The sequence below is a fragment of the Paraburkholderia sp. RL18-101-BIB-B genome, assembly GCF_046026985.1.
GTDB lineage: Bacteria > Pseudomonadota > Gammaproteobacteria > Burkholderiales > Burkholderiaceae > Paraburkholderia.
Genome location: NZ_JARESV010000004.1, coordinates 445,158 through 464,567, shown reverse-complemented (window position 1 = coordinate 464,567; position 19,410 = coordinate 445,158). Strand labels below are relative to the sequence as shown.

Here is a 19,410-nt window from a genome sequence, read left to right as displayed (position 1 = left end):
CGACACCGCGAGCGGATAACACGCTTAAAAGACGCTGGCCAGGACACGGCCGGTTCGCTCAATCGTCAATTGCATCGTACACGCGGCGTTCGAAGTCCACTGTCATTGAAAACGGTTCGACGGAGCGCCTTTGAATCAGCATCAGACCGATCAGGTCTTCCACCGGATCGGCGAACCAGCTGGTGCCATACGCACCCGGCCAGCCGAACGAGCCCATCGAGCGATAGCCGAGCGGCAACTGCTGCGCCGGATCGTCGACGATGGACACGCCGAGGCCGAACCCCTGGCCTGCCCACAGCGCATGACCGAAGGCCGACACGCGGCGTTGGTCGCGCGTCAGAAAATTCGAGCGCATCAGATCGACCGAGCGGTGCGACAGCAAACGCGTCGTGCCGACCCGTCCGCGGCCAAGCAGCAGTTGCGCGAATTGCAGATAGTCCTGCGCCGTCGAAACCAGCCCGCCGCCGCCGCTCTGAAAGCGATCCGGGTTCGCCCACCGACTCGACGACGGATGGTCCTCGACGATACGCCGCCGCGTGCCCTGTTCGACGCCATAAGCCGTGGCCAGCCGGGCTAGTTGCGCGTCAGGCACCCAGAAAGCGGTATCGCGCATGCCGAGCGGCTCGAAAATTCGCGTCCGGAAAAACTCGCCGAGCGACATTCCGCTCACGCGTTCGATCAGCACGCCGAGGACATCGGTCGCGATGCCGTAGTGCCAGCGCGAGCCGGGCTGGAACATCAGCGGCAAACCCGCAATGCGGGCAAGCCAGGCGTTGCCGTCCATGCGCGCTTCGAAACCGTTGAAGGCGTCGGCGTAAGCTTCCGCCAGTGGTCCGGTTGCAGTGAAGTGATAGGCGAAGCCGGCGCGGTGCGTCAGCAGATCCAGCACGGTGAGCGACGCTCTGGCAGGGTCGGTTTCGTCGAGCGGGCCGGCGGGGTCGCGCAGCACACGCGGCGCGGACAGCTCGGGCAACCAGAGTGAGATCGGCGTGTCGAGGGCGAGCCGATCTTCTTCGATCAGCATCAGGATCGCCGCGCTGGTCACCGGCTTGGTCATGGAGGCAATGCGGAACAGCGTGTCGCGCTCCATCGGCAACTGCGCCGCTTCGTCACGCCAGCCGAGCGGCTCGAAATAACCGATCTCGCCGCGCCGCCAGACCATCGACACCACGCCCGCCACTTCGCCGCGTTCCACATAGCCTTGCATGGCGTTGGTCAGCGCCGTCAGCCGAGACGCGGAAAGTCCTGCTGGTTGCATGTTTGTCCTGAATCAGTGGATGGAGGTGGCGACCTGCGCGCCCTTGCCTGACGCGCGCCTTCCGTCCGCGGTCGGCGCACATCCGCCGCCTGGACGCCGTTAGCGCGTACGCATCAAAAGACGCGGCTTGCCCCGTGTCGAGACAACGCGCTACGCCGCGTAGGGTGCGTGGCCGTTACGTTCCCTTATTTTTGCAGAAAACGTTAGCCGATCGAAGGGTACGTCACAGCCGTCCACTGCGCAGGCGTTCAGGCTTTCTGCCGTCGCTCCAGCGCCGAGAGCGCGGCGTTGAGCCGTTTGACGCGGGTCGCCTGCGACGGCACCAGTGCCGCGCCGGAAACGGAATCGATACGGTTTCGCCAATAAGACAGCGGGATGCGGTCTTCAGCGGAGATATGCGAGATTACGTGTTCAAGATGTTCAATATCTTTTTCGAGTTGGTGATGATTCATTGCTTTCCCCGGATTACTCGTTGAACTATTTTCAATGCGTAAATCGAAGCATAAAGCGTGCCGCAAAAAACTCCCGGTTTTCGGCTGAACGGAAAATCCTTCCCGGCACTTCCCGCATTGGCGATCAAACCGGCAAAACCTGCTTGCCACTTGAATCCTGAGCCACTGGCAAGAGAGTACTGCGGCTAAACTTCGCGTTCCGTTGGGTGCCGCACCGACTTGGCTAAACGGTGAAAATTGCGGCGTTTTTAATTGCGCCCGCCGACAAGAAAAATAATGTGAAGCGTGGCATTAATTACCCATTGCGCATCATAGATGCGGAGAGAACCCGCATTAGATACAGGTCTTTATGACGGCCATACGCTTATCGTGACGACCATGAAGCCTCGCGTGAGCCAGTTTGCCGCGCGCGGCTGAAATCGGTGCGGCGAGCGAGTCGCCCGCATTCGTTGTCGAACCGCGGGCTGAAGGAAAGATGCTTGAGGCGTTGGTCGCGCCGGTCTTCGCGCCGGCGAGCCGCTATTTCGCCCGGCAGGCGTAAATCAGGTTGAGCGTGCCATTCTCAGTGGACTGGCGCACGACATCGAATGCGCCGCCGCAACCCGCGCTGGCCTGCTGCGAGCAGGAGTCGGAACCCGCGGGGCACTGCACCAGCGTGGTCGCGCGGCCGTCCGGCAGAAACAGCGGCGCGCTGCTGCTGCAACCGCTCAGCGCGCCGATAACGCCGGCCGCCAGCGTGGCGCAGGCCCGGCGCGCGAAGAAGGAGAGACTGCGTTTCATTGAAACCCCGATCACGTCTTGTTTTTCGATCACGCGATTGTGCCACGCGTCAATTACGCTGCGTCAATCGCCATCGACGAACGTTGTCACACGTCGATGCCGTATGCCGCAATCTTCTTATAGAGCGTCGCGCGGCCCATGCCGATCTGGTTCGCCGTCTCGATCACACGGCCGCCGTTGGCGCGCAAAGCGTCGCTCAGGAAACGCTTCTCAAAGGCCGCCATCGCCTCGCTCCACGAGGCCGGTTCAGGCGCGCCAGCCTGCGCGCCCGCAGCGGGCAGCGGCGAAAGCGCCTCGGGCAAGGACGCAGTCGGACGATGCCCACCGCCGTGCGCCGAGCCGATAAACGGCGCGAGCGCCCGGGCATCGATCCGCTCGCTGTCGGACAGCATCACCGCGCGCTCCAGCGTGTTGCGCAATTCGCGCACATTGCCAGGCCAGCTATACGAACATAGCAGCCGCAGCGCGTCATCCTGCAATTCGAAGTGACTGGCGCCACGCGCCTGCGTCGACAGATCCTCGAGCATGGCGTAAGCCAGCGCCTCGATATCGGAGGCTCGCTCGCGCAATGGCGGCGCATGGATCGTCAGCACGTTCAGCCGATAGAACAAGTCCGCGCGAAAGCGCCCCGCCGCGACCAGCGCGGGCAAATCGGCCGACGTCGCCGCGATGATCCGGACGTCGGCGCGCACGATCCGGTTCGAGCCCAACGGTTCGAACTCCTTGTCCTGCAACACGCGCAGCAGCTTGCCCTGCAAAGGCAGCGGCATATCGCCGATTTCGTCGAGAAACAGCGTGCCGCCGTTCGCGAGCTCGAACTTGCCGACGCGCCCCTTGCGGTCCGCACCGGTGTAGGCGCCGGGCGCGGCGCCGAAGAATTCGACTTCGAGCAAGGTGTCGGGAATCGCCGCGACGTTGACCGTCACGAGCGGCTGATTCGCGCGCGCCGACCCGCCGTGGATGGCATGTGCAAGCAACTCCTTGCCGGTGCCGGTTTCGCCGAGCAGCAGCACCGGTGACTCGAGCTGCGCCGCGCGGCGCGCCTGGCGCTTCACTTCGAGGCTGGCCGCACTCGTGCCGACGAAACTGCCGAATGTATATTTGGCCCGCCGCGCCTGCGCGAGCGACTGGCGCGTCGCGATCAACTCTTCCTGCACGCGCGAGTAGTGGGAAAAGAGCGGCGTCAGCGCCTTCAGTTCGTCGAAGAGCGCGAAGCCCACGGCGCCCACCGTGACGCCCGCATCGTCTTTGAGCGGCAAACGCGTCACGACGAGCGGTTCGCGGTCCGTTTCCAGGATATCGAGCAGAATCGGTTTGCCGGTGACGACGACCTCGCGCATCAAGCTGTTCGGGATCACCGCTTCGCAATCGCGGCCGATGGCCTGCTCCGGGTCCGAAAAACCGAAGCGCGCCGCATAGCGCTTGTTGATCCAGACCACGCGCGCGTCGGCATCCACGATGAATGTGCCTTCGCTGAAATTTTCGAATGTGCGGAAGAGCGAATCCATCGCCCGGCGCAGTACGTCGCCGTAGGTGGCGGGAAGGCCCGCCCAGTCGTTCATCATGCTGTCGCTGTCTCCGGCTATCGTTTTATTATGCTTGTCTCATTTCGTAGACAAGCTTATCTCATTGAAGAGATCGCCAGCAAGCTTGTTACATAAGGGTTTAACCTTGCTTTGGTCTAACTTCAGCCAATTTGCGTCCCGTTTTGGAGACGTTTGGGTACAATCGGCGCGATCACGTTTTGACCTTCGGTCCGCGAAATCAAGCGGCTGGCCGTTGCCGTATGCGTGGCACGGAACCTGCGTTTGCCCGGCGCCGTGCCGTCGCACCCTCGGAACGGCGACCATGTAGAACAACCAAGCTTTGGAGACTCAATGTCCTTTGTCATCGTCCTCGCCGCGCTGGCGTTTCTGATGTTTGCCGCTTATCGCGGCTACAGCGTCATTCTATTTGCGCCAATCGCCGCGCTCGGCGCCGTTCTGCTGACCGATCCGGCCGCCGTCGCGCCGGTTTTCACCGGCATCTTCATGGAGAAGATGGTCGGCTTCGTGAAGCTCTACTTCCCGGTGTTCCTGTTGGGCGCCGTGTTCGGTAAGGTCATCGAACTGTCGGGCTTCTCGGAATCGATCGTGGCCGCCGCGATCCGCTATATCGGCCGCTCGCGCGCCAATGCGGTGATCGTTGCGGTGTGCGCGCTGCTCACCTACGGCGGGGTCTCGCTGTTCGTGGTGGTGTTCGCCGTCTATCCGTTTGCGGCCGAGCTGTACCGCCAGAGCAATATTCCGAAACGCCTGATGCCTGGCGCGATTGCGCTCGGCGCGTTTTCGTTCACCATGGATTCGCTGCCCGGCACGCCGCAGATCCAGAACATCATCCCGACCACTTTCTTCAAGACGACTTCGTGGGCCGCGCCCGCACTCGGCGTGATCGGTTCGCTGTTCATCATCGTGGTCGGCCTGACGTATCTGGAATGGCGCCGCCGCTCGGCGATGGCGACCGGCGAAGGTTACGGCACGGAACTCGTCAACGAGCCGGATCGCGTGGAATCGAAGCAACTGCCGCATCCGTTGCTGGCGGTCGCGCCGCTGGTTCTGGTCGGCGTCGCGAACTTCCTGCTGACCCGCTGGATTCCGAACTGGTACGGCTCGTCGTACACCGTGGCGCCGGACATCCTGCCGGGCATCCACGCGCCGGTCACGACCACGATCAAGGCCGTGGTCGCCATCTGGGCCGTGGAAGGCGCACTGCTCCTCGGTATCGTGATGGTCGTCGTGACGGCGTTCAACCGCGTGCGCGAGCGCTTCGCGATCGGCACCAAGGCTGCGGTGGCGGGCGCGCTGCTGGCTTCGTTGAATACGGCGTCGGAGTACGGTTTTGGCGGTGTGATCGCAGCGTTGCCGGGCTTTCTGGTGGTCAGCAACGCGTTGAAGAGCATTCCCAATCCGCTCGTCAATGCAGCCGTGTCGGTGAGCTCGCTGGCGGGTATCACGGGATCGGCGTCGGGCGGCATGAGCATCGCGCTCGCGGCCATGTCCGACACGTTCATCAAGGGCGCGGAAGCGGCGCACATTCCGATGGAAGTGCTGCACCGGGTCGTCGCCATGGCGAGCGGCGGTATGGACACGCTGCCGCACAACGGCGCGGTGATCACGCTGCTGGCGGTCACGGGCTTGACGCATCGGCAGTCGTATCGCGACATCTTCGCGGTTACCGTCATCAAGACGATGGCGGTGTTCTTTGTGATCGCGGTTTATTACGCGACTGGTTTGGTCTGAGCGGGCGGGAACTGGGCACGATGCCGGCATCGCGCCGGCATCCTGACTTTTGATCGGTTACCTTGTCATCCCGACATCCGATCTTGCCCAGCACACCCTGCCATGAGTTCAGCACCTTCTTTCTGGATGATTCCCTCAGCACCCACGCCGGTCGGCCCGTTCTCGCATGCTGCCGAGGCCGACGGCTGGGTCTTCCTGACCGGCCAGATGCCGACCTCCCCAACCGACGACGCCGCACCGCTTCCCGAAGGTGTCGTCGCCCAAACCAAGCGCGTGATGGACAATCTCGTGCTGGTGCTCCAAGGGCTGGGCCTCGGCCTGCAAAACGTGGTGGCCGCACGCATCTTTCTGACCGAGTTCAAGCGCGATTACGCGCCGATGAACGAGATCTACCGCGCCTACTTCCCCGCCGATGCGCTGCCGGCGCGAACCTGTATCGGCGTCACCGGATTGGCGCGCGACGCGCTGGTCGAAATCGACTTCATTGCCAAACGACCGGGTTGAGCCCGCAAAGCAGAATGGCGGGTCAATGCGCCGACTCCTCGTCGAGTCCGTAGTGATCCAATAAAGCGTCGTGCAGCGAGATCGCGAGTTCGTCCATCTCGGTAGTCCAGCGTCCGCTGTCATTGCATAGCCGTTGCAACCGCCGGCATTGGTCGACGAACTGCGGCTCCTGCACGACGACAAACGCGCCGCTCGCGCTATGCGCCCAGCCGGCCAACGCCTGCACATCTTCCTCTTCGACGATGGCGAGCAGCTTCGGCAGATCTTTTTGCAAGTGCTCCTTGAGCATCGCCGAGTAGCGCGCCTTGTCGTCCGCGCTGAGCGTGCTCTCTGCGTTGGGAGCGGGAGCCATCGCCCTGGCGGGCGCTAGGTTCTCCGGAGCCACCTGCGGTGGTGTCGAAGCCGGTGCCACCTCCAGCAACGCCGCTTGCAACTCGCTCAACGTTGCCGGCTTGGCGACATATCCGCTAAAGCCGCGCTCGCGCCAGTTGTGCGCCCCCTCATGTTCGGCCACGGCGCTGAAGGCGAGCACCTGCACGGTCGCACGCAGCTTGCGCAGCGCGTCCAGCAGTTCGTAACCATCCATCTCCGGCATGTGGATGTCGGTTAGCACCACCTCGAAACCTGTCTGTTCGAATAACCTCAGCGCGTGCTTGCCGTCGGGGGCGATAGTGGGCACGCACCCCAATTCGACCAGTTGTTCGGCAACTAGATTCTGGATCAAGGGATTGTCTTCCGCGACGAGGACTGGGAGACCTCGCAGCGTCGGATGGATTCCCACCGAATCGGCCATTGCGGGCGCAGGAGTCGGCGCCGCGGATGTGCCCCCGCGCGCCAGTTCGATCGCCGACAGAATCGCCGTCCAGCTGAATTCACTCACTTCGAACACGCCGTCGCCGCGCGGCTCGGGATAATGCGGGCCGCCACGCGTGATCCACACGGCGCCGACCGGCTGCAACGTACGCAGCGCGGCAATCACCTCGAGATCGTATTCGCCGGAGGCGAGCAACAGATCGGGGGGAGCATTCATGCGTAGCCACAGTTGCGCGGCGGCCAGCGAGGTTACCAGATGTCCCATCCAACCAGCGTGCTGAAGCCAGCGGTCCAGCAACTCGCTTGTTTCCCGTTCCATGGACAAGACGAGCACCGTCCCGCGTTGCTCGGGGACCGTCGCCGGCGCGAGCGAATCGACGGGCGCTTTCGCGAGCGGGATCGATACACGAAATGCGCTGCCCACACCAGGCACGCTGTCCGCAGCAATCTGGCCGCCCATCACCTCGCATAAGCGTCTGCAGATCGCGAGACCGAGGCCCGTGCCGCCGGCACCGCGCGATGCACCCAGTTCGCCTTGTGCGAACGGTTTGAAAAGCCGCGCCAGCGTTTCCTCGTTCATGCCAGCGCCCGAATCCGAAACCTGGCAGGTCAAAATCGCGCAATCCGGTGAATCGTCTATCACTTCGGCATGCAACGTGATCTTGCCGGTCGAGGTGAACTTGAACGCATTGCTAAGCAGGTTGTTGACGATCTGCGCGATGCGCATTCGATCGCCGATCAAGGTCTGATCGAGAGTCGGTGAGAGGAACGCATAGAAACGGATCGAGCTGTCGCCGTCCATCGACGCGTAGGAAAGGGCGATGCTTTCGAATTCGTCGATGAGACGAAACGGTTTTCTGACCAGCCACATCACGCCGGCATCGATCTTCGAAAAGTCGAGAATGTCGTTGACGACGCGGCGCAGAGCATCTGTTGCAACACGCAATGTCGCAAACCGTTGCGAATGCGCCTCGAGGCCGGGCGTGCGGGCGAATAGTTCGACATTGCCGAGCAGCGCGTTCAACGGTGTACGAATTTCGTGACTCAGCGCGGCGAAGAGATTCGTACGCGCGCGCATCAGCGCCTCGGATGTCTGCTGTGCATGCCGCAATTGCTGCTCGAGCATGGTCTGGGCGGTGACGTCGAGAATCGCGCAGAACAGCACGTTCTCGCCAGCGTAACGCACGGGCGCGTATATGAATTGCAGAAACCGCGAGGGCGCGCCGCCGCCTTTGTCTGATGGCGATGCGGTTTGCGGCTCCGTTTGCGACTGCTGCGGAAACTGATGCTGATGCGCCGGGTGCGCGGGCGCGACGAATGCAGCCACCCGCGCAATCGCCGTGGCCGACGTCTGATCCGGCGCCTGAGCCAGAAACTCGCCGACGACATGCGGCGGAAGCCGGCTGCCGTCGGCCTCGATACCGAGCAATTCGGCCGCAAGCGCGTTGGCGGTCAGGATTGAATAGTCACTCTGTCGAACGATGCACAACCCAACCGGCGTCGCACTGACGAGAATGTGGTTGAGCGTTTCGCTCTCCAGCGCGCGTGACGTTTCCGCAAACGAATTACGTAACAACCGCAGCCCGAAATAGCGTGCCATCAGTGCAATCGCCAGCAGGGTGAGCGCCGCCAGGCAGCCAATTACCGCCAGTTGCCAGCCAAGTGCGACGATCAGCGCACTCCACGGTATGTAGCCGACCAGGAAGCCGAAGCCCGGCCCCAGCGGCTCGTGAAAGATTGTGCCCTCGGGGCTGTAGTGAAAGACGTGGCTTGGCGTTGCAGCCACCGCCTGCCGCAGCAGGTTGGCGATTGGCATGTCGAGCGGCGTCGACGACACGGCGATGCGGCGATCCGCCGTCATCAGCAGGATCACGCCCTCGCTGTCGGCGGGCGCGATACGCGATACGAGCACGTCCAGCGGAATGTTCGCGCTGATCAGCGTGGTGGGCGTGTCGCCGTGATAGTAGGCGCTCACCGCGGAAATCACCGGACGGTTCTGCAGCGGATCGCGGTACGGTCCCAGCCAGACGCGCTCGCCTTTCCCCGGCACGCGCTTGCCGGTTTGCGCCTCGAGGTGCCGTTCGAGCGTCTCGCGCAGCAAGCTCACGATCGCCGGTTGCGGCGTCGACGTGACGGCCTGATCGGCGCTGCCAGCTTGGCCCACGAGCGGTTGCGCCAGCGAAGGCAGGATCACAGCAAAGTCTTCGTTCAAGCCGATCAGCGTCGCCCGTTGCTGCAGTTCAAAAGCCTGCTGGGTCACGAGCGTCGATTGCGCCGATTCGTAGAGGCGCCCGAGTTTTTCGCCCAGTTGCGGGCCCCACGCGTTGCGCGTGGTTTCGCCGACCACCAGGTCGAATTCTGCATCCACCCGGTCTACCTTGCCGCGCGCGACGCCGCTCTTGAGGATCGCCTGCTGTGTCGCATCCGGCGCGCTCCGCGCCGCGGCGCCGCCGTAGTAATAATCGAGCGTCAATTCAGCGCGCCGCAGGAACGACTCCTCCTGATGCAGGAGCAGGGAAACCTCGGCGGCATTTTGCGACTCGAGGGTGCGGCGGTATTCGAGGTGCGTGAGCCCGGCCGCTACCGCCAGCACCAGCGCGAAAATCAGCACGATCAGCATCAGCGAACCGATCGTCGCCAGATACAGGCGCTGCTGGCGTTTCGCGTTCTGCGCGAGCGTGGCGAAAGCCTGCGCCAATGACTCCTGAGTACGGTCGAGGATCTTCTGCATCAGCTCGCGTGAGTGGCAGATTCGCGCAGGCAGACCGCTGCGAAATCGAGGGACGAGATGCGTCTGCAGTCCTTATACGGGCGCAGTGTAGACCTTTTGAAGGTATCACGCGACGCATCCGGCGCTGTTTCACGCGGCCATCCACGATGCGTCAATCAACCCTGTATTAACGGCTTAGGCCGGCCTAAACCTGAGTGGTTTACTGGGAAACCCTCAAGCCCGCGGGGTTAATTGCCGATATTCCTTGCAACCATGTAAGCGCCGCGCCCACGCGCGGGCTAGCACCAGCAAGGAAAGCCATGCGCAATAACCAGCCTGTCACCGGGCACGAGTACGAATTCCCGTCGTCACACATGCTTGTATCCGCGACCGATCTGACCGGCCGCATCCAGTATTGCAATCCGGCCTTCATCGCCGTGTCGGGCTTTACGCGCGACGAACTGATCGGCCAGCCGCACAACCTGATCCGCCATCCGGACATGCCGCGCGAAGCCTTCGCCGACATGTGGGCGACGATCCGCGACGGCCGTCCTTGGACCGCGCTCGTGAAGAACCGCCGCAAAAACGGCGATCACTACTGGGTGCATGCCAATGTCACGCCGGTGGTGGAGAAAGGCGCGGTCGTCGGCTATTTGAGCGTGCGCGTGAAACCGGAACGCAATGCGGTGCGCACCGCCGAAGCGCTGTACGCGCGCATGCGCACCGGCGAGTCGCGCGGCGTGCGGTTGCGCCGCGGCGTGGTGGTGCGCACCGGCGTGCTGGGGCGTTTGCAGGCGCTCATGCGCCTTCCTGTTGCGACGCGTGCGGCAATCGGCTACGCGATCACGCCGCTGGCGCTTCTGCTGACGGGCCTCGTCGCGTGGCAAGGCGCACCGCCTGTGCCGTTCTGGATGGCGTTGGGCGTCACCACGGCAGTCAGCATTGCGTCATGGCAGGTGCTGACGCGCCAACTCGCCGCGCCGATTCGCGACATGTCGGGATTCGCCACGCGTCTCGCCGCCGGCGATCTGACCGCCGATCTGCAGATCGCGCGCCACGACGACCTCGGCGACGTGCTGCAAGCGCTGAATCAGTTGAAGGCAAATCTCGCGGCGATCGTCTACGACGTGCGCGCGCAGATCACCGGCATGCTCGACAACGCGCGCGAAATTTCCAGCGGCAATGTCGATCTCGCGAGACGCACTGAGTTGCAAGCGGCGTCGCTTGAAGAAACCGCCGCCACCATGGAAGAACTGACCACCACCGTGCAAGCCAATGCCGACGCCACCGTGCGCGCGCTCGATCTGGCGAAAGACGCCCAGGCGGCGGCAACGGTCGGCGGCAAGATCGCCGGCCAGGTCGAGCAGACCATGGCGGGCATCACAGCGGCATCGCGACGTATCGCCGACATTACCGGCGTGATCGACGGGATCGCCTTCCAGACCAACATCCTCGCGCTGAATGCCGCGGTCGAAGCGGCGCGCGCGGGCGAAGCAGGCCGCTCGTTCGCGGTCGTCGCGAGCGAAGTGCGCATGCTGGCGCAACGCTGCGCGGCGTCGTCGAAGGAAATCAAGTCGGTGGTCGAAGCGAGTGCCACCGAAGTCGCGGCCGGCACCGAACTAGTTGCGCGGACAACGTCGCAGATGCGCGTGATCGACGAGGCGGTGGGGCGCGTGTCGTCGATCATCGTCGACGTGGCGAATGCGAGCAGCGAACAGGCGGAAGGCATTCGCCAGGTCAATCAGGCGGTCTCGCATCTGGACGGCGCCACGCAGCAGAACGCAGCGCTCGTCGAGCAGGCGGCGGCCACCGCGCAGCGTCTGGCGGAACAGGCGGACGTGCTGGATGAAGCGGTGCGCCTGTTCACCGTCGCCGACGCAGCGCCGGCGCAACGCGCCGCCGGCACGAAGCGTCGGGCGTTCACCGCTGATGCAGCGCAAACGTCGGCGCCCGAGATCAACCGACACCGTGCGCCAGTCACCGCACACGATGTCGAGCAGGAAGAAGCCGAATTGATCTGATAGATCGGCGTTACCCCCACCTCGACAGTCCAGTATTGACGCAGCACGATGGCAGCGTCAGCGCCCAGTTGTTTGCAAGGGCAGGCTGACCCGAGTAACAACGGCGTTTAGCGGCCCGCCCTCTCCGTGGACGGGCCTATTTTTTTGTGGACTGGCTTCGGTGCTTGCGCTATTGAGGATTGTTGAGGTTTTGTCCTCGATCATTCGTTGCCACCCGTCCAGCAGACAAGGCGAACGGTGAGGGAATACGGGAGCGCGTCTTCACGAACGCGCCGCACGTCGATTGCCTCGCGCGAAGCGATGCTACGCTAGACGGGCAGCGTTTCCATTCTCGCGCCACGCGTGCGATCACGGCGACGCGCAAGCGCACCCTCATGCCGATTCCCGCTACCGGAGGCCGACGTGACCCCTTCCGACTCGCCACGCGTCAATCCGCTGTCTTCCCACCTCACCGCCATGGCGCGCAACAACGCGTGGTCGAACCTGCGTCTCTACCGCGCCTGCCTCACCTTGACCGACGAAGCGTTCGCCGAGCGCAGGGTGAGCTTCTTCCCATCGTTACAGCTCACGTTGAATCACATCCTTCTGGTGGACCGCTACTACTTCGATGCGCTGATCGGCGGCGGCGCAGGCCTCACCGTTTTCGATAACGAATTGCCCTATCCGCGCGCAGCCGACCTGTGGGATGCACAAACGCGGAGCGATCAGCAACTGCTCGCCTTCTGCGAATCGCTTACCGACGATGATCTGCAACGCGAAGTCCAGATCGACCGCGGTCCGCCGGTCGGGGTGCAACGCGAGAAGATCGGCAGCGTGCTGCCGCATGTGTTCGTCCATCAGATCCATCATCGCGGGCAAGTTCACGCGATGTTGAGCGGCACAGCGGCCGCCCCGCCGCAGCTCGACGAGTTTTTCCTCGCCGCCGACGCACCGCTGCGCGTTGCCGAACTCAGCGATCTGGACAAAATGCGCTAGCCGCGAAGTACGCCGCGCCCGGCCCATTTCCCTTAACCCGAGCGCGCGTCAACAGCGTGACAGTCAGGGAGAAGAATCGCACCGTCACGGGGCACGAAAAATGCATCCGTCGTTGCCGAGAGTCGCGTTAAACTGGTTGTCACGGCGGGACGTGACGACACGCGCTGCCCGGCGGGCCGCGCCAGTCAACGCGCTTGGCGGCGTGCGGCACGCAGGCAACTGCGCCGGCAACCAGGTGAAGCGTAACGGTGGCGAGACAGACGCCGCACCATCCTGCCCGTACAATGGTTCGATCAACAACGGAACGAGGACAACTTCGATGCGCACTACCGGGTCTTCCGGGTCAATGGCCCTGCTCACCGAATACGACGACGCAACGGCGCGCGAACTTCGCTCGCTGCGCCTCGAATCGACAGAAGACGGCAAAGGCATTCTTTTGATCGAAGTCGATGAGCGCAAGCCAGGCATTCACCGCGAAGTGCGCTACGAAATCACGCCAGCCGAACTGATTGCCGCGATTCGCGCGCACGGCGCGGAATTGCCCGGCGAACAGCACAATCATCGTCAATGAAATCCGTCACGCGGCATTGCACTTTCAGTGTGAATGCCGCGTGACGCTTTAGCATCACCGTTCTCTAATTGCTTGCTGAGCGGGCGTCTACGGGCTTCCATCGGGCATTATTTCCGCTTTAGCAACACCGCACGACATTCACGCCTTTCTTGTTTTGTTCAAGTCGCGCTGCTAATGCGTCATTCAAGTGGTTGAGTGTGCTTGAGATTGCGCATTCCACACCCAAGTAAAGGGCTTCTTTTCAGGGCGTTTGCACGTCTTGAAAATGCGTCCATAATCCTTGCATTCTCCTTTGCATTTCCTACCTGCGCCGCGCCCGAAAGGGCTGCGGATGTAAGCCGATGCTACATGATCTCGTCGAGCAATATGGGCCGGCGCTCGTCTTCGTGAACGTGCTCGCCGCCTCGATCGGGCTGCCGGTTCCGGCGATGCCGTCGCTCGTGCTGTTCGGGGCGATGGCGGCCATGCATCCCGGTTCCGTGGGCACGCAGCTGGCGCCGGTGCTCATCCTGTCGATATTCGCCACGCTGATCGGCGACAGCGCGTGGTATTTCGCTGGCCGTATGTACGGCGGCAATACGCTGAAAACGATTTGCCGCCTGTCGCTCTCGCGTGACACCTGCGTAAAAAAGACCGAACGCTTTTTCGGTCGCTGGGGCGTGCGCGTGCTGGCCGTCGCCAAGTTCGTGCCGGGACTGTCGATCGTATCGATCCCGATGGCGGGCGCCATGGGCACGCGCTACCGCACGTTCCTCACCTACGACAGCATCGGCGCCGCATTGTGGTCCGGCACCGGCCTGATCATCGGCGCGCTGTTCGCGAGGCAGATCGACATGCTGTTCGCCATGGCCGGACGCCTTGGCCGAACGGCCGCGCTGGTCGCCGTCGGCCTGCTGCTGGCGTATGCCGCGTATCGCTGGGTGCGCCGGCGCCAGCTGATTTCGAAGCTCGCGTCCGCGCGCATCGAAGTCGACGAACTGGCCTCGCTCGTGAAGGCGGGCAAAACGCCGGTGCTGTTCGACATCCGTTCGCATGAGAAGCGCAAGCTCGATCCGTTCATCATTCCGGGCTCGCAATTCGCCGACGAGCGGCAGCTCGACGAGATCGTCGCGACCTATCCGCACGATCAGAAGTTGGTGATCTACTGTTCCTGCCCGAATGAGATTTCCGCGGCATGGATGGCCAAGCAATTGAACGAAGCCGGCTTCTCCGATGTGCTGCCGCTGCGCGGCGGCATGGAAGCCTGGCGCGACTCGGGCAAGCCGGTGGACTCGCTGCCCAACATGCCGCCGCCCGACGTGGCGGTCGACGACGTCGCGCCGAAGGCCGTATAGCGCAAGCAGCGCACCTGGATTCGCGCCTTCGGGCGCCGCGCCGCTTCGCCTCTCGTTCGATCCATCAATGAACACCGAAGGAGCGGTTCAATGCTTTCGACTCAAGAAGCTGAAGTGCAACAAACAGTAGGGCAACAGCAGGACGTCGTCGCCGACGCGCCGTTTTCGTCACTCTCGACGCGCATGCATCAGATGTTCCCCGCGCTCACCTGCGCGGAAATCGGTCGTCTGCGCAAGTTCGGCGAGATTGGCCACTGGAAAGCCGGTGAGCTGTTGTTCGAGACCGGTCTCACCGGTCCCGGCATGTTCGTAGTGCTCGAAGGGCGCGTGAAGGTCTATCAACGCGACGGCATTGGACGCGAAGTGCTGATCAACGAACATGGCGCCGGGCATTTCCTGGCCGAAGTCGGTCAATTGTCGGGACGACCCGCGCTGGTCAACGGCATGGCGCTCGGTTCGGTGGAAGCCTTGCTGATTCCGCCGGACCGGCTGCGCGCGCTGATCGTCGCGGAAGCGGAACTCGGCGAGCGCATCATGCGCGCGCTGATTCTGCGGCGCGTGTCGCTGATCGAAAAGGGCGCGGGCGGGCCGATCCTGATCGGCAACAGCAGCGACGCCCGGCTCGTCATGCTGCAAGGCTTCCTGTCGCGCAACGGCCATCCGCATTCCGTGATCGACGAACGCGACGAAGACGCGTTGCGTCTGATCGAGCAATTCGCCGCGCAAAAAGAAGACATGCCGCTGGTGATCTGCCCGGACGGCTCGGTGCTGCGTCACCCGAGCATGCCGGAACTCGCCACGTGCCTCGGCTTGCTGCCCGATCTCGACGATGCGCATGTGTACGACGTCGCGATTGTCGGCGCCGGCCCGGCTGGGCTCGCCACCGCGGTGTACGCGGCCTCCGAAGGCCTGTCGGTGATCGTGCTCGACAGCCGCGCGCCAGGCGGCCAGGCCGGCGCGAGTTCGCGGATCGAGAACTACCTCGGCTTTCCGACCGGCATCTCCGGTCAGGCGCTGGCGGGCCGCGCGTTCGTGCAGGCGCAGAAATTCGGCGCGCACGTCGCGATTCCGGTCAACGTGAAGGCGCTGCATTGCGCGGAGCGGCCGCATCGGCTGGAACTGAAGTGCGGCGGGCATATCACGGCGCGCGCCATTGTGATCGCGAGCGGTGCGGTCTACCGGCGCCCGGCGCTCGAAGGGCTCGACCGCTTCGAGGGACGCGGCGTCTACTACTGGGCGTCGCCGGTCGAAGCCAAGCTGTGCAAACGCCAGGAAGTCGTACTCGTGGGCGGTGGCAATTCGGCCGGCCAGGCGATCGTCTATCTGGCGACGCATGCGGCCAAGGTCCACGTACTGATCCGGCGCAGCGGTTTTGAGGCCACCATGTCGCGCTACCTGATCGACCGGATCCGCTCGCTGCCGAATGTGTTCGTGCATCCGAACTCGGAGATCGGCCGGCTGGATGCGGACGAAAGCGGTTTGTCGTCGGTCGCCCTGAAAAAACCGTTGCCCGACGGCACCGATCATTTCGACACGCGCCATCTGTTCCTTTTCACCGGTGCGGACCCGAATACCGACTGGCTGCGTACCTGCGGCGTGGAACTCGACGAGAAAGGCTTCGTGCTGACCGGCACCAGTGCCGACGGCGCCTCGGCCTGCGATCTCGCGACCACGGTCGAGGGTGTGTACGCGATCGGCGACGCCCGCGCCGGCTCGACCAAACGGGTCGCGGCGGCCGTCGGCGAAGGCGCCGCCGTGGTCGCGCAGATCCATCAATTGCTTGCGGTATCGGCGGGAGAAGCGGTCCCGCTGGGCGCCTGAATGATTTCGATGGTTTGAAAATGCCCGCCGGCCTTGCAACCGCCGGCGGGTAACCTGCTGTTACACACACCTTCAACTGGTTGCACCTGCTTGCCTTTCTGTCTCGTAATATTGTCGTCAGCCATTCGACAGGAGGCAAGCATGTTCCAACGCGCGATCGTTTTCGCCGCCTTCGGCCTTGCCGCCGCCTGCGCATCGACTGCCGCCTCGGCGCGGGTGGACGTCGGCGTGTTCGTCAACACACCAGGCCCGGTGTACGCAGCGCCGCCGGTCTATGCGCCACCGCCCGTCGTGTATGCGCCCCAACCGGTCTACGGTTACGGCTACCGGGACGACTACTATCGCGGCGGCCACCGTCACTGGCACCACGATCATGGCCGTCATCGCGGCTGGGATCGGCATCACGGCCGCGGGTGGTAAAGGCAAGTTTGGGCGCTTCACGCTACAGTAGCGGCTGCTAATCTAGGCCGGGCCTTGTGTCCGCCCCCATCGCAGTCACTCACTGATCGACGCCCGCGTGAAGACTCTTTCGCTTTCCGCCGCCCGTACCCTGCATCTGGCCGCGCAAGGTTTGCTGACGCCGCCGCGCCGCAAAGCCGTCAAGGCCGACGTGCTCGACACGATCCGCCGCATGGCGCAATTGCAGATCGACACGATTCACGTCGTCGCGCGCAGCCCCTATCTCGTGTTGTTCAGCCGGCTCGGCGCCTATCCGCAGCAATGGCTCGACGAGCATCTCGCCGAAGGCAAGCTGTTCGAGTACTGGTCGCATGAAGCCTGTTTCGTGCCGATCGAAGATTACGGCCTGCTGCGCCATCGCATGCTCGATCCGAGCGGCATGGGCTGGAAATACGCGGCCGAGTGGCACAAGAAATATCGCAAGGACATTGAGAAGCTGCTCGCGCACATTCGCGCGAGTGGTCCCGTGCGCTCCGCGGATTTCGCCCGCGAGGCGGGCAAGGGAAACGGCTGGTGGGACTGGAAGCCGGAGAAACGCCATCTGGAAGTGCTGTTCGCGATCGGTCAATTGATGGTGGCCGAGCGGCGCAATTTTCACCGCGTCTACGATCTGACCGAGCGCGTGCTGCCGGATTGGGACGACGCGCGCGATCTGCCGCCCGCGCACACCGTGACCGAAGCCGTGTTACGCCGCACCTGCCGTGCGCTCGGTGTCGCGCGCGCCGATTGGGTCGCCGACTACTACCGGCTGCCACGACGCCCGTACCGCGACGAACTGCATGCGCTCGCCGACCAGGGCGAACTGATTCCGGTGCAGGTGGAAGGCTGGAAGCAGGACACGTTCGTGCATCGAGACTTCGCCGCGATACTCGACGATGCCGCGAGCGGCAAGCTCTCGTCGACGGTCACTACCGTGTTGTCGCCGTTCGATCCGGTGGTGTGGGATCGCAAGCGCGCGGCGGCGCTGTTCGACTTCGACTACGCGATCGAATGCTATACGCCAGCGGCGAAGCGCAAATATGGTTACTTCGTATTGCCGCTGCTGAGCCGTGGGCGTCTGGTCGGCCGCGTGGATGCGAAAGCGCACCGGACCCAAGGCGTGTTCGAACTGAAGTCGCTGCACATCGAACCGGGCGTGCGTCTGAGCGCCCGTCTCGCCGGCGATCTGCGCCGCGCGTTGCAACGCTGCGCGGATTGGCACGGCACGCCGCAACTACAAATCACGTCCGCGCCGCCGGAATGGCTCGACGCGTTAATGGTCGACGACGCCTTGGGCGACAGCGTGGCCGCCTGAACGCCCGATCAGCGCCGCACTCAATGCAGCGCTGCCCACGCAAGCGACAAGGAAAACACACCGAGCACAATCGAAGCGCCGCGCTGCATCTTCACCGGATTGAGCCAGGTGAGCCTGCCGCTGCCGAGCGCCGCACCGAACGCGATCCACGCGAGCGCGATCGGCACCAGCAGGCACGCGAACATCAGCATCGAAAAGGCGTAGGCCGGCAGGTGCGCGAAAGCGACAGCCGGAAAGATCGTGCCGGCGAACAGCAAGCCTTTTGGATTGAGCAGCGTCGCCACGAACAACGTGCGCATGCCGCTCGCCCGCTGCACCGAGTCGGGCAAGGCGACTGCCGCGCGCCACATGTCGACGGCGAGATAGGCGATGTACAAGCCGGCCGCCACGCGCAACACCGAGGGCAGCCAGGGCAGCGCATGCGCCGCCTGGACGAGGAAATGCCCCCACACGGAGATCGAGACGAGATAGCCGCCTAGTTCGGCGGCGATCAGCGGCAGTGAGCGCCGCACACCCTGGCGCAAGCCGGCCGCGGCAAGCAGTGTATTGGTGGGGCCGGGCGTGATCAGCACGACGACAATGCCGACGGCCAGCAGCGCGATAGCAGACGCAGAGAGCATAAAAAAGGCGCAATGTTGGAGACAGTGCGCCTTTTTATCATAGACAGCGGCGGCGCCGAAATGCAGCGGCCGAATGCGATGATGAATCGCAGCCGCGTTATGCCGTCACACCGAACAGGAGCAACGGCCGTTCGACATCGGCATGCATGCCGATGCGAATCGCGCCGCCGACCGGCAACGCGCCATCGCCTTTAGTGATCCAGCCTCGCGCGCAGCTCGCGAGCGGCTTCCAGCAGCCCTTCGTAACCCGAACGTGCATGCTCCGGCAGATCGGGATCGCCGACAAACGTGCCGAGCGTTTCGATCAGGCTATACAGGATGCCCTTCGCGGCGCCGGATGCAATGCTGCCCGACGATACCTGCTGATCCACGTGACTGAGCGCTGCGTCGAGGTTTTCCAGATCGGGCCGGTCGCCCGTGGGTGGCTTAGGCGTTACGTCTTGCGTCATGATGAAACTTCGCTCCTGTTGATGCAGCGGTGAACAAGCCATCCTTTCATGTTGTTATATACCGATCGTGC

The 19,410-nt window shown here is 63.5% G+C and carries 16 protein-coding genes; 9 read left to right on the top strand and 7 right to left on the bottom strand.

The window, feature by feature from the left end; translation table 11 throughout:
- Positions 1-58: 58 nt before the first annotated feature.
- The 4 genes from P0D73_RS10510 to P0D73_RS10495 all read right to left on the bottom strand — a co-directional run bounded on the left by P0D73_RS10510 (position 59) and on the right by P0D73_RS10495 (position 4,055).
- Positions 59-1,258: a serine hydrolase domain-containing protein gene (locus P0D73_RS10510; RefSeq protein WP_408177644.1), complete on the bottom strand. Its 1,200-nt coding sequence runs from the start codon at positions 1,256-1,258 to the stop codon at positions 59-61.
- Between the two features lie 248 nt (positions 1,259-1,506).
- Positions 1,507-1,710, bottom strand: a complete 204-nt coding sequence (locus tag P0D73_RS10505) for a hypothetical protein (protein WP_408219583.1) — start codon at positions 1,708-1,710, stop codon at positions 1,507-1,509.
- A gap of 519 nt (positions 1,711-2,229) precedes the next feature.
- Entirely contained in the window at positions 2,230-2,490 is a 261-nt protein-coding gene (locus tag P0D73_RS10500; RefSeq protein WP_408431274.1) for a hypothetical protein, read from the bottom strand.
- A gap of 86 nt (positions 2,491-2,576) precedes the next feature.
- Positions 2,577-4,055 (bottom strand): sigma-54 interaction domain-containing protein, encoded by a 1,479-nt coding sequence (locus P0D73_RS10495; protein WP_408284847.1) that lies wholly within the window; start codon positions 4,053-4,055, stop codon positions 2,577-2,579.
- Between the two features lie 312 nt (positions 4,056-4,367).
- On the opposite strand from P0D73_RS10495, the gene P0D73_RS10490 reads away from it, so the two are divergent.
- Both P0D73_RS10490 and P0D73_RS10485 read left to right on the top strand, forming a co-directional pair.
- Complete coding sequence (locus P0D73_RS10490) at positions 4,368-5,768, top strand: GntP family permease (RefSeq protein ID WP_408431272.1); 1,401 nt, start codon at positions 4,368-4,370, stop codon at positions 5,766-5,768.
- 102 nt (positions 5,769-5,870) lie between these two features.
- Positions 5,871-6,272, top strand: a complete 402-nt coding sequence (locus tag P0D73_RS10485) for a RidA family protein (RefSeq protein WP_408177640.1) — start codon at positions 5,871-5,873, stop codon at positions 6,270-6,272.
- 22 nt (positions 6,273-6,294) lie between these two features.
- On the opposite strand, the gene P0D73_RS10480 is transcribed toward P0D73_RS10485, so the two are convergent.
- Entirely contained in the window at positions 6,295-9,816 is a 3,522-nt protein-coding gene (locus P0D73_RS10480; protein WP_408431270.1) for an ATP-binding protein, read from the bottom strand.
- Between the two features lie 299 nt (positions 9,817-10,115).
- On the opposite strand from P0D73_RS10480, the gene P0D73_RS10475 reads away from it, so the two are divergent.
- The 7 genes from P0D73_RS10475 (at position 10,116) to P0D73_RS10445 (ending at position 18,270) form a co-directional block, all read left to right on the top strand.
- The gene (locus tag P0D73_RS10475; protein ID WP_408177638.1) at positions 10,116-11,816 is read left to right on the top strand and encodes a methyl-accepting chemotaxis protein; all 1,701 of its coding nucleotides are present in this window, start codon (positions 10,116-10,118) and stop codon (positions 11,814-11,816) included.
- A gap of 402 nt (positions 11,817-12,218) precedes the next feature.
- The gene (locus tag P0D73_RS10470; RefSeq protein ID WP_408431268.1) at positions 12,219-12,791 is read left to right on the top strand and encodes a DinB family protein; all 573 of its coding nucleotides are present in this window, start codon (positions 12,219-12,221) and stop codon (positions 12,789-12,791) included.
- Positions 12,792-13,110: 319 nt separating this feature from the next.
- Positions 13,111-13,362 (top strand): hypothetical protein, encoded by a 252-nt coding sequence (locus P0D73_RS10465; protein ID WP_007178686.1) that lies wholly within the window; start codon positions 13,111-13,113, stop codon positions 13,360-13,362.
- A gap of 341 nt (positions 13,363-13,703) precedes the next feature.
- The gene (locus P0D73_RS10460) at positions 13,704-14,696 is read left to right on the top strand and encodes a DedA family protein/thiosulfate sulfurtransferase GlpE (RefSeq protein WP_408431266.1); all 993 of its coding nucleotides are present in this window, start codon (positions 13,704-13,706) and stop codon (positions 14,694-14,696) included.
- A gap of 90 nt (positions 14,697-14,786) precedes the next feature.
- Complete coding sequence (locus P0D73_RS10455) at positions 14,787-16,517, top strand: FAD-dependent oxidoreductase (protein ID WP_408431264.1); 1,731 nt, start codon at positions 14,787-14,789, stop codon at positions 16,515-16,517.
- 141 nt (positions 16,518-16,658) lie between these two features.
- Complete coding sequence (locus P0D73_RS10450; RefSeq protein ID WP_132383480.1) at positions 16,659-16,937, top strand: hypothetical protein; 279 nt, start codon at positions 16,659-16,661, stop codon at positions 16,935-16,937.
- A 97-nt stretch (positions 16,938-17,034) separates the two neighbouring features.
- Complete coding sequence (locus P0D73_RS10445; RefSeq protein ID WP_408431262.1) at positions 17,035-18,270, top strand: winged helix-turn-helix domain-containing protein; 1,236 nt, start codon at positions 17,035-17,037, stop codon at positions 18,268-18,270.
- Between the two features lie 20 nt (positions 18,271-18,290).
- Here P0D73_RS10445 and P0D73_RS10440 read toward each other — a convergent pair whose 3' ends face one another.
- Both P0D73_RS10440 and P0D73_RS10435 read right to left on the bottom strand, forming a co-directional pair.
- Positions 18,291-18,890, bottom strand: coding sequence for a LysE family translocator (locus P0D73_RS10440; RefSeq protein WP_408431260.1), 600 nt, complete (start codon positions 18,888-18,890; stop codon positions 18,291-18,293).
- Positions 18,891-19,081: 191 nt separating this feature from the next.
- Positions 19,082-19,339, bottom strand: coding sequence for a hypothetical protein (locus tag P0D73_RS10435; RefSeq protein WP_132383474.1), 258 nt, complete (start codon positions 19,337-19,339; stop codon positions 19,082-19,084).
- Positions 19,340-19,410 lie beyond the last annotated feature (71 nt).

Excerpts from the sequence above, each read along its gene's own strand:
- P0D73_RS10495 (WP_408284847.1), bottom strand. The coding sequence starts at position 4,055 with ATGATGAACGACTGGGCGGGCCTTCCCGCCACCTACGGCGACGTACTG.
- P0D73_RS10460 (WP_408431266.1), top strand. The coding sequence starts at position 13,704 with ATGCTACATGATCTCGTCGAGCAATATGGGCCGGCGCTCGTCTTCGTG.
- P0D73_RS10500 (WP_408431274.1), bottom strand. The coding sequence starts at position 2,490 with ATGAAACGCAGTCTCTCCTTCTTCGCGCGCCGGGCCTGCGCCACGCTG.
- P0D73_RS10435 (WP_132383474.1), bottom strand. The coding sequence starts at position 19,339 with ATGACGCAAGACGTAACGCCTAAGCCACCCACGGGCGACCGGCCCGAT.
- P0D73_RS10450 (WP_132383480.1), top strand. The coding sequence starts at position 16,659 with ATGTTCCAACGCGCGATCGTTTTCGCCGCCTTCGGCCTTGCCGCCGCC.
- P0D73_RS10475 (WP_408177638.1), top strand. The coding sequence starts at position 10,116 with ATGCGCAATAACCAGCCTGTCACCGGGCACGAGTACGAATTCCCGTCG.
- P0D73_RS10440 (WP_408431260.1), bottom strand. The coding sequence starts at position 18,890 with ATGCTCTCTGCGTCTGCTATCGCGCTGCTGGCCGTCGGCATTGTCGTC.
- P0D73_RS10455 (WP_408431264.1), top strand. The coding sequence starts at position 14,787 with ATGCTTTCGACTCAAGAAGCTGAAGTGCAACAAACAGTAGGGCAACAG.
- P0D73_RS10480 (WP_408431270.1), bottom strand. The coding sequence starts at position 9,816 with ATGCAGAAGATCCTCGACCGTACTCAGGAGTCATTGGCGCAGGCTTTC.
- P0D73_RS10465 (WP_007178686.1), top strand. The coding sequence starts at position 13,111 with ATGCGCACTACCGGGTCTTCCGGGTCAATGGCCCTGCTCACCGAATAC.
- P0D73_RS10505 (WP_408219583.1), bottom strand. The coding sequence starts at position 1,710 with ATGAATCATCACCAACTCGAAAAAGATATTGAACATCTTGAACACGTA.
- P0D73_RS10485 (WP_408177640.1), top strand. The coding sequence starts at position 5,871 with ATGAGTTCAGCACCTTCTTTCTGGATGATTCCCTCAGCACCCACGCCG.
- P0D73_RS10510 (WP_408177644.1), bottom strand. The coding sequence starts at position 1,258 with ATGCAACCAGCAGGACTTTCCGCGTCTCGGCTGACGGCGCTGACCAAC.
- P0D73_RS10490 (WP_408431272.1), top strand. The coding sequence starts at position 4,368 with ATGTCCTTTGTCATCGTCCTCGCCGCGCTGGCGTTTCTGATGTTTGCC.